The following is a 16,891-nucleotide window of genomic DNA, read 5'->3' as shown; positions in this document are numbered from 1 at the left end:
ACTCGTTTGGGGGTTCAGGCATAATGCCGCGCTCTAAACAAGACGGACTGTATTTATGATCAAGGTTTCTGGGGTAACGAAAAAATATCCGGCGCGTCTGGCGGTGGACGATATTTCGTTCGAGGTCAATCGAGGTGAAATCGTCGGGTTTCTTGGCCCTAACGGGGCGGGGAAGACCACCACGATGCGCATGCTGACCGGCTACCTGCCGATGAATTCGGGGTCGATCGAGGTGGCCGGGTTCGATGTGGCCCGGCAACCGCAGGAGGTACGCCACCGGATTGGCTACCTGCCGGAGAGCTGCCCGCTCTATCCCGAGATGCGCGTGGATGAATATTTGCGCTTCCGCGCCGAACTCAAGGGCGTGAAGGCCTCCGCGCGCAAGGCCAAGATCAACGAGGTCAAGGAGCAGTGCGGACTGACCGAGGTCGGCAAGCGCATCATCGGCCAGCTTTCGAAGGGCTACCGACAGCGGGTCGGCCTGGCCGACAGCCTGGTGCACGATCCCGACCTGCTGGTGCTCGACGAGCCGACCGTGGGGCTGGACCCCTTCCAGATCCGCCAGGTGCGCGAATTGATTACGCAGCTGGCCGAACGCCACACCATCCTGCTCTCCACCCATATCCTCCAGGAGGTGGAGGCCATCTGCGAGCGCATCCTGATCATCAACGAGGGGAAGATCGTTGCCTCGGACACCGAGGAAAACCTCCACCGCAAGCTGCACGCCTGCTCGATCATCGAAATGGAAATCCTGGCCGAAAAGGCGGCCGCCGTGGAACAGGTTGGAAGGCTTGGCGGGATGGATGTGCGCAATGCCTCCGAGCTGGCCGATGGCTGGCTGTGGCTGGAAATCGAGGCCGATTCGGCCTCGATGCGGGTGGAGCTGTTCAACCTGGCGGTGGCCGAGGGGTGGGCGCTGCGCGAGCTCAGCGAGCAGCAGCATTCGCTCGAGGAGACGTTTGTGCAGATCACCCGCAACAAGGGAGGTGACTCGTGAGCGTGTTCTTTAGCTTGTTGAAGAAGGAGCTTCGCACCTGTTTCTATTCGCCGATCGCCTATGTGGTGATGTTCTTTTTCTGGGTGCTGACGGGCGGCAACTTCATCTGGTTGCTCGGGCAGCTGGCCTCCGGCGAGTCGCTGACGGTGGCGACGCAGCTGATGTTCAGCGGGCCTTTCCTTTCGATTTCGCTGCCCTTCGTCATTCCCCTGATCACGATGCGGCTGTTCGCCGAGGAAAAGAAGCTGGGCACCCTGGAGGCCTTGCTGACGACTTCGGTCCGGGTGCCGGAGCTGGTGCTGGCCAAGTTTTTCGGTGCGCTGGTTTTCTATGTGGTGCTGTGGCTGCCGGTGTTCGCCTATGCCTTCATCCAGAGCCACCTGTGCTCGGTCGATGTGGTCGGGTTCCCCGATGCCGGCGCCCTGCGTGCCGGGGCGGTGGGGGTGCTGCTGGTGGGTTCGCTCTACATTGCCGTCGGCCTGTTCATGTCGAGCCTGACCTCGAACCAGATCGTGGCGGCGATCGGGGGGATCGCCATCCTGTTCGGCTCTTCGTTCAGCCTGGCGATCCTGGCCTATTCCGCCCAGAATCCCGCGTTGCGGATCATTGGCCAGTATTTTTCCTCGTATGTGCACATGATGGACTTCGCCCGCGGCATCGTGGACAGCCGGATCGTCATCATGTATTTGAGCTACGCGGTCTGGTTCCTGTTCGCCGCAACCAAGGTGGTCGAAAGCCGCCGCGCCTGATAATCCGGATGTTTTGAATGAAACGACTCCTAACCAGCCTAAACTCGATTGTTGCCGTCCTGCTCGCCTTGGTGGTGGTGCAGATGGTCAGCTTCATCGCCTTGCGGAATCCGGTTCGCGCGAACTGGAGCGGGCGCACCTACTACGACCTTTCGGAAAAAACCCTCAACCTGCTCGATGAACTGGAGCAGCAGATCACCGTTACGGTGTTCTTCCAGGAGGAGCACAAGCTTTTCTACGATATTGAAAACCTGCTCGAGGAATACCAATACCATTCCCGCAACATCAAGGTGGAGTGGGTCGATCCGCTGCGCGACATGGCCCGGACGGAACAACTGGCGGGAAAGTATGGGCTGACCGAGGCCCAGGTGGTCGTCTTCGACATCGGCGACAACCGCAAGGTGGTCAAGCAGTCCGATCTTGCCGATAGTGCCGTCCTGGCCGGGCAGAAGGACGCAACCTATACGACCTTCAAGGGCGAGCAGGCGTTCTCCAGCGCGATCTACGGCTTGATGCAGGGCGAAAAACCCAAGGTCTATTTTCTCGTGGGGCACGGTGAACACCGGGTGAGCGATTTCGACCAGATTTCCGGCTATTCGAAGATCGGCACCGTGGTGCTGGGCGACAACCTGGAAATCGACGAACTGATGCTCAGTGGTGAGAAGCAGGTGCCGGAGGATACCGGGGCGCTGATCATTTCCGGGCCCACGAAAACCATGAGCACGGTGGAAGTGGAAATGATCGAGAACTATCTCACCCGCGGTGGCCGTATGCTGGTCATGCTCGATGCCCTCAACGAAACCGGCCTCGAACCCATGCTGCGGCGCTGGGGGGTCGGCCTGCGCCAGGATATCGTGGTGGATCCCGAAAACACGCTGCGGGGCAACGACGTCCACATCCGGCGGTTCAACGCCCATCCGATCAGCATGAAGATGGATTCGATTGTCCAGTTCTTCCTGCCTCGCTCGATCATGCCGCTGCTGGAGGAGGAAGACACCTCCGCCGAAGACCGCCCCGCGGTGGTGCCGCTCTTCTATACCTCCGATAAAAGCTGGTCGGAGACCCAGGTGGAGGATTCAAGCGCCAAGTTCGACGAGGGCACGGGCGATCTGCGCGGGAACGATCCGCGCCGGCCGATATCGCTCGGCGTGGCGGTGGAGCGCGGCGCCACCCAGAAGATGCTGGATGTGCAAATCAAGCCGTCGCGCATGGTCGTCTTCGGCGATTCGGATTTTGTGTCGAACGGGAGCATGGTCGGCGGCAATGTCGACCTTTTCATGAGCGCCCTGAACTGGCTGCTGGATCGCGAGGAGTTGATGGCCATTGCTCCCAAACCGATTGAAGAGGTGAAGTTGAGCCTTTCGAAAAAACAACTCCGCAGCATGTTCTGGCTCAATGTCACCGGGATTCCGGCGATTGCCGTTGTTCTGGGCCTGCTGGTTTGGATGCGGAGAAGGAAATAGGGTTTGAGATGAAGGGACGTTCCACATTGGTTCTGCTCGCCAGCATTGTTGTGCTGGGGGCTTTTATATGGATACAAGAATCCTGGCGTGCCCGGAATCCCTCCAAGGAGAGCCGCAGCGTCCGCTTGTTTAATTTGGATGCCTCTTCGCTGGAATCCGTCGAGTTCAAGCTCACCAACAGTGTGGTCCGCTTTGCCAAGGAAAACGGCGTCTGGATGGCGGGGGCGCCGGAAACCGGAATGGGACGCGCCGATGTCGCCTTGATCCAGCGCATGGTGTCGGGCCTCAATTCCATGGGCAAGGGGACAACGATTACCCAGAAACATCTCGAAATACGCGGACTCGATTCGGCCGAATATGGATTCGACAAACCGACGGTCGTCATCACTGCGAGCGACAACTCGGGGACGCATCGATGGTTGGTGGGGCGCCGTACCCCGCTGGGCGACATGGTCTATGCCAAGCTGGACGGCGAGGACGACATCTTCACCGTATCCGGCAAGCTGCTCGCGATGGTCCCGACTTCTCCCGATGCGCTGCGCGACCGCCTGCTCTTTCCCAGCGAGGCCGCCAGTGTCCGCCGCATCGAGATCCGGGGGTCGGCCGGTTTTGTGCAGTTGGTGAAGGATCCGCAGACCGGTTGGCATTTGCAGCAGCCCGTGGCGGCCGCGGCCGACCCGAAAGAGGTGCAAGGATTCATTGAAAAACTCTACCGGCTGCGCATCGAGGATTTTGTGGCCGACAATGTTTCCGACTTTTCCGTCTATGGCTTGCAGGGCGAAACCCGCCAGATTTCCCTGGGGGGCGGCGACGGAACATCGCGTATGCTGGTGGTGGGCGACGATGTGCCCGGACGCCCCGGCTTTGTCTATGTTCGCCGGGCGGACGATACCTCCGTGTTCTCGCTCAGCGCCGATGTCCTGCAACTGCTCAACACGCCGGCCCAGCGCATCCGCGATGCCCGGGTGCTCGAACTCAAGCTCGGCGACATTACCTCCTTTTCCATCCGTCATGGGTCGGACCGGCTCGCCCTTGGGCTAGACCCCGCCGCCGGCTGGCAGGTGGTCTCGCCCGCATGGAACGCCAATCCCGTTGCCGTGAATTTCCTGGGGCGGCTGTGGGCCGATGCCGTTGTGACCGAGTTCGATGTTGCAACGAATGCCGTCGATCCAGACTGGGAGTTTGAATTCGGCTCGACGGTGCTCGGAACAACCAACCTCATAAAGGTTTTCCCCTCCCAGGGCAAAAAGGACGGCTTGCTGGTCCAAAAGGACGACGACCCCGCCATCTACCAGATCAACCTCCCGGAAATCCCGCGGCAGTTCATCGATCCGCTCACCTACAAGGACAGCAAGGTTTGGCAACTGGAAAAAGACGGCATCAACAAGGTTTCGGTGCTCAAGGCCAATCTCCCGCCCCAGGTGGTGGAGCGTCAGGAGGATCGTTCCTTCGCGTTGGTCGAAACAAACAGCAATCTCAAGGTGAATGCTTCGGCTTTAAGTAAATTGCTGGGGCAGCTGGCCGAGGTCAAGGCCTCGGGCTACATTGCCTACAATCCCCGCGACCTCGCGGTCTACGGTCTAGCGGAACCCGCGCTTGAACTCCATGTGGGGCTGTCCGTCTCCAACGAACTTGGACGCGTCTTGCTGGTGGGGCGCGAAACCGCCGCAGGGTTCTACTCGATGGTGAAGGGGCGCGATGTGGTCTTCTACCTTGATAAGCCGGTTGTAGACATTCTTTCGGCCAACCTTGTGGTTGAGCCGCAATTGCCAACCCCCGTCGCCGGTGAATAGATGCCGGGGCCGCGCCAGTGTTTTTCCCTGCGGGCCTTCAAGGTTTGCCGGTGTTTTGTGCGCTTCGTTGCCGGCTTCGTTATCCTGCTGGTCTTCGCCTTCGTGTTCCTGCGCATCCACGGGGTGCCCGGGCCGTTGCTGCGCGAGGCCGTGCGGCGGGTGAATGCCGCCGGCATCCCGGTCGATGTCGACCGCATCCGGCTCACCTTGCGCGGTTGGCGAGCGGAGAACGTCCGCTACTACAGCACGCATCCCGACGACCTGGAGCCGATGTTCCATGCGGAGCAGGTGCTGCTGGCCCACATGTCCGGATCCGGCGAGGAGGTTTCCGATGCATGGCATGTCGACGTGGCATCCAAGGGGATCGCCATAGCCCCTTCCGTGGAATGGGGGATTGGTCTTCCGGGCGGGAGCCGGTACCGGGAGGTGGAGGACCTTCATCTTTCATTGGGGTTTTTCCCCGACCACATCGAGCTTTCGGAGGGGAGCATGCGGTGGGTCGATGCGGTGTTCGCGGTGAATGGAACCATCCTGAAAAAACCGGCGTCCACGGGCGGCCCCAAATCCGCCAAGCCCCGCAAGGAGTCCGGGAAGGCCCCCGAGTTGTTCAATGCAGCGCAATTCCAGGCTTTCGAAGAGCGAATGAAGGTCATCCAGGTGCTTGGCGGAACCGAGGTTGAGGTGGATTTCCTGGTGGATGCGGGAAACTATGCCGCCAGCCAGGTTTCGTTCGGGGTGAAGGCCACCGACATCGTTGCCCGCAAGGTCGGGTTTTCCGGTGCCGAACTCAACGGGCAATACCGCTACCCCACGGTCGAGATTGAACGGTTGGCCCTGGCCAAGGACAACCTCGCCTTCGAAGTGAACGGGAAGTACGACCTCGCGTCCGGCATGGTGGAGGGAGCGGCGAACAACACGATTGAATCGAAGGAATTGCTGTTGCTCCTGCCTCAACCGGTTCTGGATCTGCTGGACGTGGCCCAGGTGCATTTCGAATATCTCCCCCAGTTCTCGATCCATTTCGGCGCTGCAAAACCGAAGGAGCTGCTGAATGCGGTTTCCGGTTCTTTTTCAATCGATTCCGTGACCTACCGCGACCTCGAGATCGATCACCTCGAAGGCAAGGTGGACCGGAGGAACGACCGTTTGGATCTGGGCGGTTTGTCCGGCACCGTGCTGGGGCAGGAGGATAATGCGCAGCAGTATGGCAGTTGCATGGTCGGCGGTTCGGCAACGGGCGCGGTCTTCTGGGATTCCGCCGCACAGGAGTTCGGCGTGAGTGCATCGGGTTCCTTCGATCCCAACCTGGTGATCCGGCCGCTGGAAATGGTCAAGATTGCGACCAACGTGCTGGACCGGTTCAAGTTCAAGGATCGTCCCCCGCAAATCTCGCTGGAGCTGGGTTCCAGCCTGGTCGATTGGTCGACCTTCTACATCAACGTCCAGGGCATGGCCAACAACATGCTCATCCATGGCGTGGAGCTTTCATCGGTGAACACCTCGGCCCGTTACAAGCATGGGATCCTCCGGCTCGATCCCCTGGCCGCGATGCAGGGGGTGGATTTCATCAAGGGATCGACCTCGATCGACTTCAAGCGGAAACTCGCCGAGTTCGATGCCTTCGGCAGTCTGCAGCCTGCGGTGCTCGAAGATGTCGTCTATGCCGGTTTCAACCTGTTCGGGAACAAGATCCTGACCGAAGGCGATACGCAGATCCGGGCGCGGGGGCAGCTCGACTGGGCAACCATGCGCGAAACCGAATTCAGCGCGGAGGTCGAAGCCGATAGCCTGCAAATCCCGGTTGCGCGGCTGGATGGCTTTGCGGCCACGGTGAAAGGGGAGGGCAAGCGCATCTCGGTTGCAGATGCGGATTTCGGCCTCTACGGCGGCAAGGGCGAGGGGTGGTTTTCCATCCAGTTGGACCCGGAAACCAATGCCATGCCCTACGGGATGATGGTTGACGTGGAAGACGTGGACTTCCGGCAGTTCCTCTCCTTCCTCCGCCCCGGAACCGAATACAAGGTGACCGGAAAGATGAAGGGCCGTGCCGACTTCGAAGCCGACATGGCGCTCGACTTCTTCGAATCGGCGAACGGCACCGGTTCGGTGGACGTCAAGGACGGGCAGCTGGCCGACCTTCCGTTCTTCAGCGGTTTTTCCAAGGCGATGCGTATGCTGATTCCTTCCTTCAGCGTTTTTTCCATCACCAGCCTTTCCGGCACGTTTGCCCTGGTGGATGGAGCCATCTTTTCGGATGATGCCTATTTCAAGGGCGATCTCGTGAACGCGAGCATGAAGGGCAACTACACGAAACAGCAAGGGTTCGATGCGCTCATCCAAACGCAGGTGTTCAGCGACAAGGGGCTGGCAAAGCTGGCGCGGGTCATCACCAATCCGATCTTCAAGTTTTTCGAGCTCAAGCTCGAGGGCACCCTCGCGGAACCGGCGTGGCGGTTGAACAACCTGAGCACCGCCAAAAAGGATTCCGGACAGACCGAGGAAAACACCGAAACGAATTGAATCACACCCGGGCGGAATCTATACATCATAGGCAAACCGAAAGATATTTTTCATGGAAACACTGCATCCAAGTTTCTGGGCCGCGCTTTTTGGTTGGACGATTGCCCAGTTGGCCAAGATGGTCAACTGCTTCATCGAATCCCGCCGCCTCGATTTCAGCTACATGGTCAGCACCGGCGGCATGCCGAGCGCCCATTCGGCCATGGCGGCAGCGCTGGCGACATCGCTCGGGCTGTGCGAAGGATTCGATTCGCCCATCTTTGCCTTGGGGGCCGCCTTTGCCGTGGTGGTCATGTTCGATGCGCAGAGCGTCCGCAAGGCCGCCGGCGAGCAAGCCAAGCTCTTGAACTCCATCGTCGACGAACTGCTGCACGAACACCATCTGTCGGAAACCAAGCTTAAGGAACTCCTGGGCCACACGCGTCTGGAGGTTTTCATGGGGTGCCTCACGGGCATTGCAACCGCCGCCGCTTCCTTCCGCTTCATCCATCCCTAGATCCCCTTCCGTCATCGTTCCTCCCGCTCCCGCAGAATTCGGATCTTGTCTAAAGATTTGGTTTGCACCGGGCTACGCGATTGATTTCTTGCCATCCCGGGAATGAATCGATATTTTTGCATCGGTTTCGAAGCCGGGCCATGTGCCCATAGGAGGAGTCCATGAGTGGTGAACAGGCACTGTTGATCAGGGAAATCTGCGGGAAATACGGCAACAACCGCGCACGGTTGATGGATATTGTGCAGGAGGTGCAGGAGCGCATCGGCCATGTTCCGCGCGAAGCCTTCGGCCTTATCGCCGACGAGGCGAACACCCATCGGGTCGAGGTGGAAAGCGTGGTCTCGTTCTACGCCTTCCTCTCCGATAACAAGAAGGGCGATGTCGTGATCCGTCTCTGCGACGACATCATCGACCGCTTCAAGGGCGGCGAGGCCGTGGGCGAGGCCCTCTGCAAAGCGCTGGGCATCGGCTTTGGCGAAACAACCGGCGATGGCTCCATTACCCTGGAAAAGACCCCCTGCATCGGCATGAGCGACCAAGCCCCGGCGATGATGGTGAACGATACGGTCGTAACCAACCTGACGCCGGAAAGCATTCCGGGCATCATTAGGCAGTTGCAGGAAAACCCGGATCCGCAGGCATTGGTCCATGAAACAGGCGACGGCATCAACGCCGATCCGCTGGTGCACGCCATGGTGAACAACCACATCCGGGAGGCCGGCCCGGTGATTCTCGCCAACTACCGCCGGGACGCCGGCCTGCGCAAGGCGCTGACCCAGGCGCCGGAAGAGGTGATCGAGGATGTCAAGAACTCCGGCCTGCGGGGTCGCGGCGGCGCGGGATTCCTGACCGGCCTGAAGTGGGAATTGACCCGGCAGTCGCCAGGAACCGATAAGTTCGTGCTGTGCAACGCCGACGAAGGCGAGCCGGGCACGTTCAAGGACCGCGTGCTGCTCACCGAGCGCGCCGACCTGGTGCTCGAGGGCATGACGGTGGCGGCCTATGCCATCGGCGCGGAAACCGGCATTATCTACCTGCGCGGTGAATATGCCTATCTGCGCGCATACCTGGAGGACACGATGAACCAGCGCCGGGCGGCCAACCTGCTGGGCATCAATATTCTGGGCAAGGAAGGGTTTAATTTCGACGTCCGGATTCAGATGGGCGCCGGAGCCTATGTGTGTGGCGAGGAGACGTCCTTGATCAGCTCGTGCGAAGGCACTCGCGGCGATCCAACCGACCGGACGCCCTTCCCTGTGGTGAAAGGCTACATGGTTTCGCCCACCGCCGTGAACAATGTGGAAAGCTATTGTTGCGCCGCGCGCATCATGGACATGGGGCCGGGCTGGTTTTCCGGCATCGGCACCGACCGCAGCGCCGGCACCAAGCTGCTCAGTGTCTGCGGCGACTGCGAGCGCCCGGGCATCTACGAGGTGCCGTTCGGCACCCGGCTCGGCGATATTCTCGAACGCGCCGGTGCCGACGACGTGGCCTGCGTTTGCGTGGGCGGCCCGTCCGGGCAGATGGTCGGCCCGGCGCAGTTCGGCCTCGGCATCAGCTATGAGGAACTCTCGACCGGCGGCTCGATGATGGTCTTCAGCAACCAGCGCGACATTCTCGAAGTGGCCGATGCGTTCATGGAATTCTTCGTGGATGAAAGCTGTGGCTATTGCGTTCCGTGCCGCGTGGGCAACGTATTGCTCAAAAAACGGCTCGAACGCGTCCGTAAGGGGGAGGGGGCCCAAAGCGACCTCGACTATCTCCAGCGCTTGGGCGAAAGCGTCAAGTTCACCAGCCGTTGCGGGCTGGGGCAAACCTCGCCCAACCCGGTGCTCTCCACGCTGAAAAACTTCCGGCCGGTCTACAATGCGCTGGTGAAGGACAACGGCGACGGGTTGCAGAAATCGTTCAACATCATGAAAGCGGTCGAGGCGGCCAGTGCCATCGCCGGCCGACGTTCCGAAATTTTCCACGCCTAGGAGGGAGCCATGAGCGATACGGTAAAAATCACGATTGATGGAAAAGAAATCGAAGCCCGATTGGGGCAGACGATTCTCGAGGCGGCCGACGACGCGGGCATCTACATCCCGCGCCTCTGCTCGCACCCGGACCTGAAGCCGATCGGTAGCTGCCGCGTTTGCACGGTCATGTGCGATGGCCGCCCGCAGGCCGCCTGCGTGAAGCCGGTGATGGAGGGCATGGTGATCGAAAACGAAACCCCGCAGCTGCTGCAGCATCGGCGCAACATTATCGACATGATGTTTGTGGAAGGAAACCACTTCTGCATGTTCTGCGAAAAGAGCGGCAACTGCGAACTGCAGGCGCTGGCCTACCGCTTCGGCATCTCCGCACCGCAGTATCCCTTCCAGTTCCCGGAAAAGGAGGTCGATGCCTCGCATCCCGACGTGATGCTCGACCACAACCGCTGCGTCATGTGCGCGCGCTGCGTGCGCGCCTCGCAGGAGCTCGACGGCAAGAACGTGTTCCAGTCGATCGGACGGGGCTTCGAACGGAAGATTGGCGTCAATGGCGAGAAGGCGCTGGGCGATACCGACATGGCGGTTTCCGACCGCGCGGCGGACATTTGCCCGGTCGGGTGCATCATTAAGAAGCGCGTCGGTTTCAAGGTTCCGGTTGGGGAGCGCCTGTACGACAAAAAGCCGATTGGTTCGGATATCGAGGGGGTGCGGTCATGAGTAAGCCAAGGGTTGCAACCACATCGTTGGCCGGATGCTTCGGCTGCCATATGTCCTTGCTCGACATCGACGAACGGATTCTCCAGCTGATCGAGCTGGTGGACTTCGACCGTTCGCCGATCGACGACATCAAGCATATCTCGCAACGCTGTGCCGTCGGCTTGGTCGAGGGCGGTTGCTGCAACGAGGAAAACGTGCATGTGCTGCACGAATTCCGCGAAAACTGCGATGTGCTGATCTCGTTCGGCGACTGCGCCACCATGGGCGGCATTCCCGCCATGCGGAACAATATTCCATTGGAGGAGTGCATTAACGAGGCCTACCGCGACGGCCCGACGGTCTACAATCCGGAGGGCATTGTGCCGCAGGATCCGGAGATCCCGTTGCTGCTCAACAAGGTTTATCCGTGCCACGAAGTCGTGAAGATCGACTATTTCCTGCCGGGCTGCCCGCCCTCGGCTGACACGCTCTGGGCCGCACTCACTGCGTTGCTGACCGATAAGCCGGTCGAGCTTCCGTACGAACTGTTGAAATACGACTGATTTTAACCGCGAAAGAACGCAAGGAACGCAAAGTCAACCTGACGAAATTTAGATACACAGTACGCAATATGTAGTACGCAAGGAGGTTTCCATGAGCACAAAAAAAATAACCATAGAACCTGTGACAAGAGTCGAGGGCCACGGCAAGGTGACCATCCTGCTGGACGAAAAAGGTGATGTTAGCCAGGCGCGGCTGCACATTGTCGAGTTTCGCGGTTTCGAGCGTTTTATCCAGGGGCGGCCCTATTGGGAAGTGCCGGTGCTGGTGCAGCGGCTTTGCGGCATCTGTCCGGTCAGCCACCACCTCGCCGCCGCCAAAGCCATGGACGGTATCGTGGGAGTGGATACCTTGACGCCGACGGCGGAAAAGATGCGGCGGCTGATGCACTATGGCCAAATGTTCCAAAGCCATGCGCTGCATTTCTTCCACCTCGTTTCGCCCGACCTGCTGTTTGGGTTCGATGCCGATCCGCTCGAGCGCAATGTGATCGGCGTGGCGCAAAAGTTCCCGGATCTTGCGGTGCAGGGTGTCATGATGCGCAAGTATGGCCAGGAAATCATCAAGGCCACCGCCGGTAAAAAAATCCACGGAACCGGTGCGGTGCCCGGCGGCATCAACAAAAATCTCTCGATCGAGGAGCGCGATGGATTCCTGAAGGAGATCGACCAGATGCTCGAATGGTGCCGCGCGTCGCTGAAGATTGCCAAGGACTACACCCTGGAGCATATCGGCGAGCTGGCCGATTTTGGTTCGTTCGATTCCAACCACGTCAGCCTCATCCGCGAGGACGGCGCGATGGATCTCTACCACGGTAACCTGCGCGCCATCACCAAGGATGGCGACACGATTTTCGACCAGGTCGATTACCAGGGCTACTTCAAGTATATTGCCGAGGAAGTGAAGCCGTGGTCCTACATGAAATTCCCGTTCATCTCCGAGCTGGGGCCGGAAAAGGGATGGTACCGCGTCGGGCCGCTGGCACGCGTGAATGCCTGCGATTTCATCGACACCCCCGAGGCCGAGGACGCCCGCAAGGATTTTCTCTCGGTCACCGACGGAAAGCCGAACAACATTACGATGGCCTACCACTGGGCGCGCATGATCGAACTGCTTCATTCCGGCGAAAAAATCCGCGACCTGCTCAACGATCCCGACCTGCAGGGAACCGACCTCATGGCAACCGGCGAAAGGCGAGGGGAGTCGGTTGGGTTGATCGAGGCACCACGCGGTACGCTGTTCCATCACTACAAGGTTGATGAAAACGACCAGGTGACGATGGCCAACCTGATTGTCTCCACCACCAACAACAACACGCCGATGAACCTGGCGGTGGAAGGGGTGGCGAAGAAATACCTCTCCGGCACGGAAATCACCGAAGGCTTATTGAACCGCGTCGAAGTCGCCATCCGCGCCTACGACCCCTGCCTCTCCTGCGCCACCCACGCCATGGGGCAGATGCCGCTGATCGTCGAACTCGAAGACGCCGCAGGCAACACCCTCGACCGCCGGGTGCGCGACTAATTCGAAAAAGGAAGGGGCTGTTGGCGGAAAAGCGCGAAGAGCTAAGACGGATTACTATATTACGGGACTGATAATCATAAAGAGGTTCTTTGAAATAAGCCTTGGTCGAGCGCAAACTATCCTTGGGTTAAACCACTAACTAAAGGAGCAGTTATGCAAACGACCAAAGCAAATGCACTATACGCAGGTGCCGACCTGCATGGAAACAATGTTTTCCTCTCCCTTTGTGATCAGGAGGGGAACACGGTGTTCCGCAAACGCGTGAAAGCGAACCTTGCGGCCGTCAATGCTGCGCTCGACCCGTTCTGGGATCGGATCGTGGCGCTGGGCGTGGAATCGACCTTTAACTGGTACTGGTTCGTCGATGGACTTCGCGAGAAAGACCGTAATGTAAAGCTGGGCAACCCGGCGAAGATGGAGCAGTACAAGGGGATCAAGATCACTAACGATCTGACGGATGCGGACTGGCTGGCCGAGCAGCTCCGGCTGGGTATCTTTCCGGAAAGCTACATCTATCCGAAGGAAACACGCCCCGTACGCGATGCATTGCGCAGAAGACAGCTGTTCGTGCGCCGTCGGACACAGGTGCTGCTGAGCTTCGGCGGCCTGCTCGAACGCTATGGCCTGGATGCTCCGGGTGCGCGCAAGTTGGAACAGTGGACATTAAAAGATATTCAGGCCACCGGACTCGACGAATTCGTTCAGCTTCAGCTCGAAACCCTGCTTGAAGCCATCCGTGAGTCGGATCGCCTGGCGAAAAAGGTCGAGCAGCAGGTGCTGGCAGTCGCAAAACCGACAAAGCCATACCGACGGCCGCGGGGGGTTACGGGAATCGGGGATGCGCTGGGAATGCTTGTCGCCCTTGAGAGCGGGGATTTCAGCCGCTTCAAAAGCGCGGGCGACTACGCCCCCTACTGCCGGGCGGAAAAAAGTGAATACAGTGCGAACTGAAAAAAGAAGGGTAAAAACAACGCGAAGAACGGCAACCGGTAGCGCGCATGGGCATTCGGTGAGGCCGCAACCTATGCCGCGCGCTTCAACCCGCGCATCCACGCCTGGTACGAACGTAAAAAAAGAACGAGCGGCGTGCCTAAGGCGAAAAAAGCGCTGGCCTGCAAGTTGGCCAAGGCGATGTGGCATGTAATGAACGGAAAGGATTTTGATGAAAAGCTGATGTTTGGATAAACGGGATGCCGCCGGGAACCGGAAAAGGGTCTGGTAAAACCAACGGACTGATTGGAATCCGGCGGCGTCCCAACTCTATCGTTTGAAACGCGGTTGCCCCGTTGCCAGCCCCCAAGGGTCTGGAAACCCGGAGGACCCGCAGATGCGGGACCGAAGGCAAACCACTTTGACTGAATGGGCGGTGGACGGGTACAGAAGGTTTTCTGGTTCCGCAATAGCGGAATGGGGATGCGGCACAAAGCGCAGGTGGTTGCCTTCGCCGCCGGCATCCGAGATCCAGATGGGTGACTGAACAACCACGTGATGAATCACGCGGCAAACCACGCGACGAAGACCCTGATGGCAGCAAACGTTCAGCGATGGGGATTAACGCAGAACCGATCAACGAAAAGGGAAATAAGCAGGTCGTTGAGAAACGACCATGGAAGGGTATTTTGTGTTTGACCGGAACCTCTAATGGGTGACCCTTTTTACTTTCGCAACACTTAAATCCGAGGACCGACCCTTTCGACAGAAACAGGATTCTGAGTGCGTAAATGACTTGGCGCAACTGCCAGACCTTAAAACCGGGCGTTCTGCCTAACACATCGAGATAGGAATCGAGATAGACAGAAGTCACAGCGTTCAGTTTAAGCCCCTCCAGCCCATAAACGAACTCCTGCGCACGCCGCACATGCCACTCAGCATTTCGGCCGGAGACCCCGTATTTGGCGAGCTTCTCGGCATACTTGCCCCAGAACACCTGCTCTTTGCCCGACATTTTTCTTTTCACATGCTCTTTAGCCATGCATTCTACCTATCACATAAAAAAAGGCCTGTTAAGGAAATAGATAGGCAGATGCCGTTTCTGCCTAATCAACTGTTAGATATGAAAAAAACATTAATCATCATCCTAGCATTAGCAGCCTTCATCATTGGCCGATATACTGCCTCTCCTAATGTTGCAAAGGATTCAGATGGTGAGCAGTCAATCCTTGAGATTGTTTCTGAAGACATTGGTGTTACCGTCGATATGGTTCGTGATGGTGGCCTTCAAGTTAATCACAATAAGCCATATTGGATTTACTCTTACTCCTACGATCTAAGTCATTATGATGGCACGAGGAATCGAATAGTCGTCATTGCAAAAAATGATGAAATTATTGCTAAATTGATTTTCCCTAGAGCAGATACAGAGGTGAAAAATTTCGGGGTAGATTCTATATCGTCTTTCTCTGATAGGTTGTTCATTACCACAGAATGGGGTGGAGGAAATAATTACTATGATGTTAATTTTAGCTTAACACTCAAGGATGACAAAGTTTTGCTTGAAACAGTTCATACCCAATACCACAACCTGCTCATGGACTCTTATGAGGACACGGAAATTGCCCCAATGATATTTGTCAGTCCTGACGGTTTATATATGAAGAAATATTATTAATATCTAACCAGATCCTAGACCCTACTTGGACAACGCCCGTTTTTGAAGGCGACGTCTGATTCCCAAGCGGGTCAGGATTAACGTTAGATAAAAATATGAATAACCTAGCTGAACATCAAAAAATTGTACCGAAAGCGATTTTCGACGACCCCATAGATCGTGCCAAACAATTTGATACCCTTTTCGCTACTCAGGATTCCAAGTTCATCGAAGCTATGGTCATATCTCGATCTAAGCTATGTGACTTCAGAAGCCAAATAAAAGATGATCAGCAAAAAATAGCCGCAGCACTTCTTTTACTTAAAGCCCAGAATGATATATTAGCTGGATTTCATCTATTACGATCTGGATATAACACTCGAGTAATATATTTCTTTCGCCTTACCTGTGAATCTATCTGCCAATCTATATTAATATTTAGTGGTGTAGATTATTATGAAAATTTCAAAGAGGATAAGACAAAAGCTCATAGGTCGATTGACAGTATTAAACAAAAACTACCTCTCGTCGGCCTGCCAGAGAGTTGTAATGATTATTTGAAATGGTTGTGTGAAAATAAATCAAAAATGAATCTACACTCTCACTCAACAGTGGATGCATCCATTGGCGATTTGGTGAAGCTAGAACCTACATTTGGGCCAAGTTTTGATTCAGGTAAGATCGATGATTACAAAGCGTATGAAGTTGAATTATCGGAACTTTCAACGCTAGTTGGAGAACTAGCCAACTGGATGAAAAATACAAATATCTAACCAGCACATGGACTTTACGGTGAAAACGCCTGTTTGATCCGGTCAGAGGTTTATGCGCACCGAAAGTCACGTGTAACGTTGGAGTAGGAAAATTAAATGCAACCATATCCGACCGTATATCCAAGCATGACCATTTGGGGGATCATTCAATATGCAGGCTGGTCTGGCATCATCGCCATGGGAATCATGTTATTCTATTCAATCCCAATGGGCATAATGGGAAGAAAGAATTTAGAAAAAAGGTCATCTTTCATTTTGCGGACTGATGACATCTGCAAACTGTTGGTTGCAATATTTTTTATGTTCACAGCAGTTGGGTTTGTTGAACAGTTTTACCCTATTGGCGGAATGGATGATCGTTCACTTCGTTATGCTCAATTCATCACCTCAATTGCTTCATCTGCATTTTGTGTTTTCTTTGCAATCACCATTACCAGATTGATCAAAATTCTACTGATGAAGAATAAAAAGGACTCCAACAATAAAGGGATAGTCGAGTAGGAGGAAAAAGGGTCAGGCCGCCTATTTCGTCATTTTTAATTTTGGGGGCGGCGGGGTCAGCCCGCACATTGCGTCATTTTAGTTGACGCATACGACGCCCGCAACCGCCTCGACCTCGTCACCCATCCCGGCAGCCGCACCCGCGACTACGGCTACGACGATGCCGGCAACCTGCTGTCCGTCGATGAATCCGGCGGCGACAAGGCCGATGTGGGTTACACCTAGGATGCGCTCATAGAATGAATTGTTTTG

Annotated in this window: 15 protein-coding genes; 14 read left to right on the top strand and 1 reads right to left on the bottom strand. The window is 56.8% G+C overall.

The genetic code is table 11. From position 1 onward, the window contains the following. Positions 1–55 precede the first annotated feature (55 nt). From E9954_RS15365 to E9954_RS15315, 11 genes are all read left to right on the top strand, one after another. A complete protein-coding gene (locus E9954_RS15365) occupies positions 56–997 on the top strand; it encodes an ABC transporter ATP-binding protein (RefSeq protein ID WP_136080023.1) in 942 nt (313 codons plus the stop codon). Continuing rightward, the gene (locus E9954_RS15360) at positions 994–1,746 is read left to right on the top strand and encodes an ABC transporter permease (RefSeq protein WP_136080022.1); all 753 of its coding nucleotides are present in this window, start codon (positions 994–996) and stop codon (positions 1,744–1,746) included. The genes E9954_RS15365 and E9954_RS15360 overlap by 4 nt, the downstream gene beginning before the upstream one ends. A 17-nt stretch (positions 1,747–1,763) precedes the next feature. Beyond that, positions 1,764–3,209 carry a GldG family protein gene (locus tag E9954_RS15355; protein WP_136080021.1) on the top strand — a complete coding sequence of 482 codons (1,446 nt, stop codon included), beginning with the start codon at positions 1,764–1,766 and terminating at the stop codon, positions 3,207–3,209. A gap of 8 nt (positions 3,210–3,217) precedes the next feature. Next, the gene (locus E9954_RS15350) at positions 3,218–5,002 is read left to right on the top strand and encodes a DUF4340 domain-containing protein (protein WP_136080020.1); all 1,785 of its coding nucleotides are present in this window, start codon (positions 3,218–3,220) and stop codon (positions 5,000–5,002) included. Continuing rightward, entirely contained in the window at positions 5,003–7,522 is a 2,520-nt protein-coding gene (locus tag E9954_RS15345) for an AsmA-like C-terminal region-containing protein (protein WP_136080019.1), read from the top strand. A gap of 52 nt (positions 7,523–7,574) precedes the next feature. Beyond that, positions 7,575–8,018 (top strand): divergent PAP2 family protein, encoded by a 444-nt coding sequence (locus E9954_RS15340; RefSeq protein WP_136080018.1) that lies wholly within the window; start codon positions 7,575–7,577, stop codon positions 8,016–8,018. 161 nt (positions 8,019–8,179) lie between these two features. Next, positions 8,180–9,997, top strand: coding sequence for an NAD(P)H-dependent oxidoreductase subunit E (locus tag E9954_RS15335; protein ID WP_136080017.1), 1,818 nt, complete (start codon positions 8,180–8,182; stop codon positions 9,995–9,997). Positions 9,998–10,006: 9 nt separating this feature from the next. Next, entirely contained in the window at positions 10,007–10,714 is a 708-nt protein-coding gene (locus E9954_RS15330; RefSeq protein ID WP_136080016.1) for a 2Fe-2S iron-sulfur cluster-binding protein, read from the top strand. Further along, positions 10,711–11,256 (top strand): NADH-quinone oxidoreductase subunit B family protein, encoded by a 546-nt coding sequence (locus tag E9954_RS15325; RefSeq protein WP_136080015.1) that lies wholly within the window; start codon positions 10,711–10,713, stop codon positions 11,254–11,256. Before E9954_RS15330 ends, E9954_RS15325 begins: the two co-directional genes overlap by 4 nt. A 91-nt stretch (positions 11,257–11,347) precedes the next feature. Further along, positions 11,348–12,778, top strand: a complete 1,431-nt coding sequence (locus tag E9954_RS15320; protein WP_136080014.1) for a Ni/Fe hydrogenase subunit alpha — start codon at positions 11,348–11,350, stop codon at positions 12,776–12,778. Between the two features lie 153 nt (positions 12,779–12,931). Continuing rightward, complete coding sequence (locus E9954_RS15315) at positions 12,932–13,729, top strand: IS110 family transposase (protein ID WP_136080013.1); 798 nt, start codon at positions 12,932–12,934, stop codon at positions 13,727–13,729. A 139-nt stretch (positions 13,730–13,868) separates the two neighbouring features. Here E9954_RS15315 and E9954_RS15310 read toward each other — a convergent pair whose 3' ends face one another. Continuing rightward, positions 13,869–14,750, bottom strand: a complete 882-nt coding sequence (locus tag E9954_RS15310) for a hypothetical protein (protein ID WP_136080012.1) — start codon at positions 14,748–14,750, stop codon at positions 13,869–13,871. A 51-nt stretch (positions 14,751–14,801) separates the two neighbouring features. Between E9954_RS15310 and E9954_RS15305 the strand changes: the two genes are divergently transcribed. The 3 genes from E9954_RS15305 to E9954_RS15295 all read left to right on the top strand — a co-directional run bounded on the left by E9954_RS15305 (position 14,802) and on the right by E9954_RS15295 (position 16,639). Next, complete coding sequence (locus tag E9954_RS15305; protein ID WP_168442295.1) at positions 14,802–15,386, top strand: hypothetical protein; 585 nt, start codon at positions 14,802–14,804, stop codon at positions 15,384–15,386. 95 nt (positions 15,387–15,481) lie between these two features. Beyond that, on the top strand, positions 15,482–16,138 hold the full coding sequence (locus E9954_RS15300; RefSeq protein WP_136080010.1) for a hypothetical protein: 657 nt from the start codon (positions 15,482–15,484) through the stop codon (positions 16,136–16,138). 96 nt (positions 16,139–16,234) lie between these two features. Continuing rightward, a complete protein-coding gene (locus E9954_RS15295) occupies positions 16,235–16,639 on the top strand; it encodes a hypothetical protein (protein ID WP_136080009.1) in 405 nt (134 codons plus the stop codon). Positions 16,640–16,891 lie beyond the last annotated feature (252 nt).

Source organism: Pontiella desulfatans, from assembly GCF_900890425.1.
GTDB lineage: Bacteria > Verrucomicrobiota > Kiritimatiellia > Kiritimatiellales > Pontiellaceae > Pontiella > Pontiella desulfatans.
This window is presented reverse-complemented; position numbering and strand designations above follow the sequence as displayed.

Coding starts and splice junctions, on each gene's coding strand:
- E9954_RS15365 (WP_136080023.1), top strand. CDS start 56: ATGATCAAGGTTTCTGGGGTAACGAAAAAATATCCGGCGCGTCTGGCG.
- E9954_RS15355 (WP_136080021.1), top strand. CDS start 1,764: ATGAAACGACTCCTAACCAGCCTAAACTCGATTGTTGCCGTCCTGCTC.
- E9954_RS15350 (WP_136080020.1), top strand. CDS start 3,218: ATGAAGGGACGTTCCACATTGGTTCTGCTCGCCAGCATTGTTGTGCTG.
- E9954_RS15345 (WP_136080019.1), top strand. CDS start 5,003: ATGCCGGGGCCGCGCCAGTGTTTTTCCCTGCGGGCCTTCAAGGTTTGC.
- E9954_RS15340 (WP_136080018.1), top strand. CDS start 7,575: ATGGAAACACTGCATCCAAGTTTCTGGGCCGCGCTTTTTGGTTGGACG.
- E9954_RS15335 (WP_136080017.1), top strand. CDS start 8,180: ATGAGTGGTGAACAGGCACTGTTGATCAGGGAAATCTGCGGGAAATAC.
- E9954_RS15330 (WP_136080016.1), top strand. CDS start 10,007: ATGAGCGATACGGTAAAAATCACGATTGATGGAAAAGAAATCGAAGCC.
- E9954_RS15325 (WP_136080015.1), top strand. CDS start 10,711: ATGAGTAAGCCAAGGGTTGCAACCACATCGTTGGCCGGATGCTTCGGC.
- E9954_RS15320 (WP_136080014.1), top strand. CDS start 11,348: ATGAGCACAAAAAAAATAACCATAGAACCTGTGACAAGAGTCGAGGGC.
- E9954_RS15315 (WP_136080013.1), top strand. CDS start 12,932: ATGCAAACGACCAAAGCAAATGCACTATACGCAGGTGCCGACCTGCAT.
- E9954_RS15310 (WP_136080012.1), bottom strand. CDS start 14,750: ATGGCTAAAGAGCATGTGAAAAGAAAAATGTCGGGCAAAGAGCAGGTG.
- E9954_RS15305 (WP_168442295.1), top strand. CDS start 14,802: ATGCCGTTTCTGCCTAATCAACTGTTAGATATGAAAAAAACATTAATC.
- E9954_RS15300 (WP_136080010.1), top strand. CDS start 15,482: ATGAATAACCTAGCTGAACATCAAAAAATTGTACCGAAAGCGATTTTC.
- E9954_RS15295 (WP_136080009.1), top strand. CDS start 16,235: ATGCAACCATATCCGACCGTATATCCAAGCATGACCATTTGGGGGATC.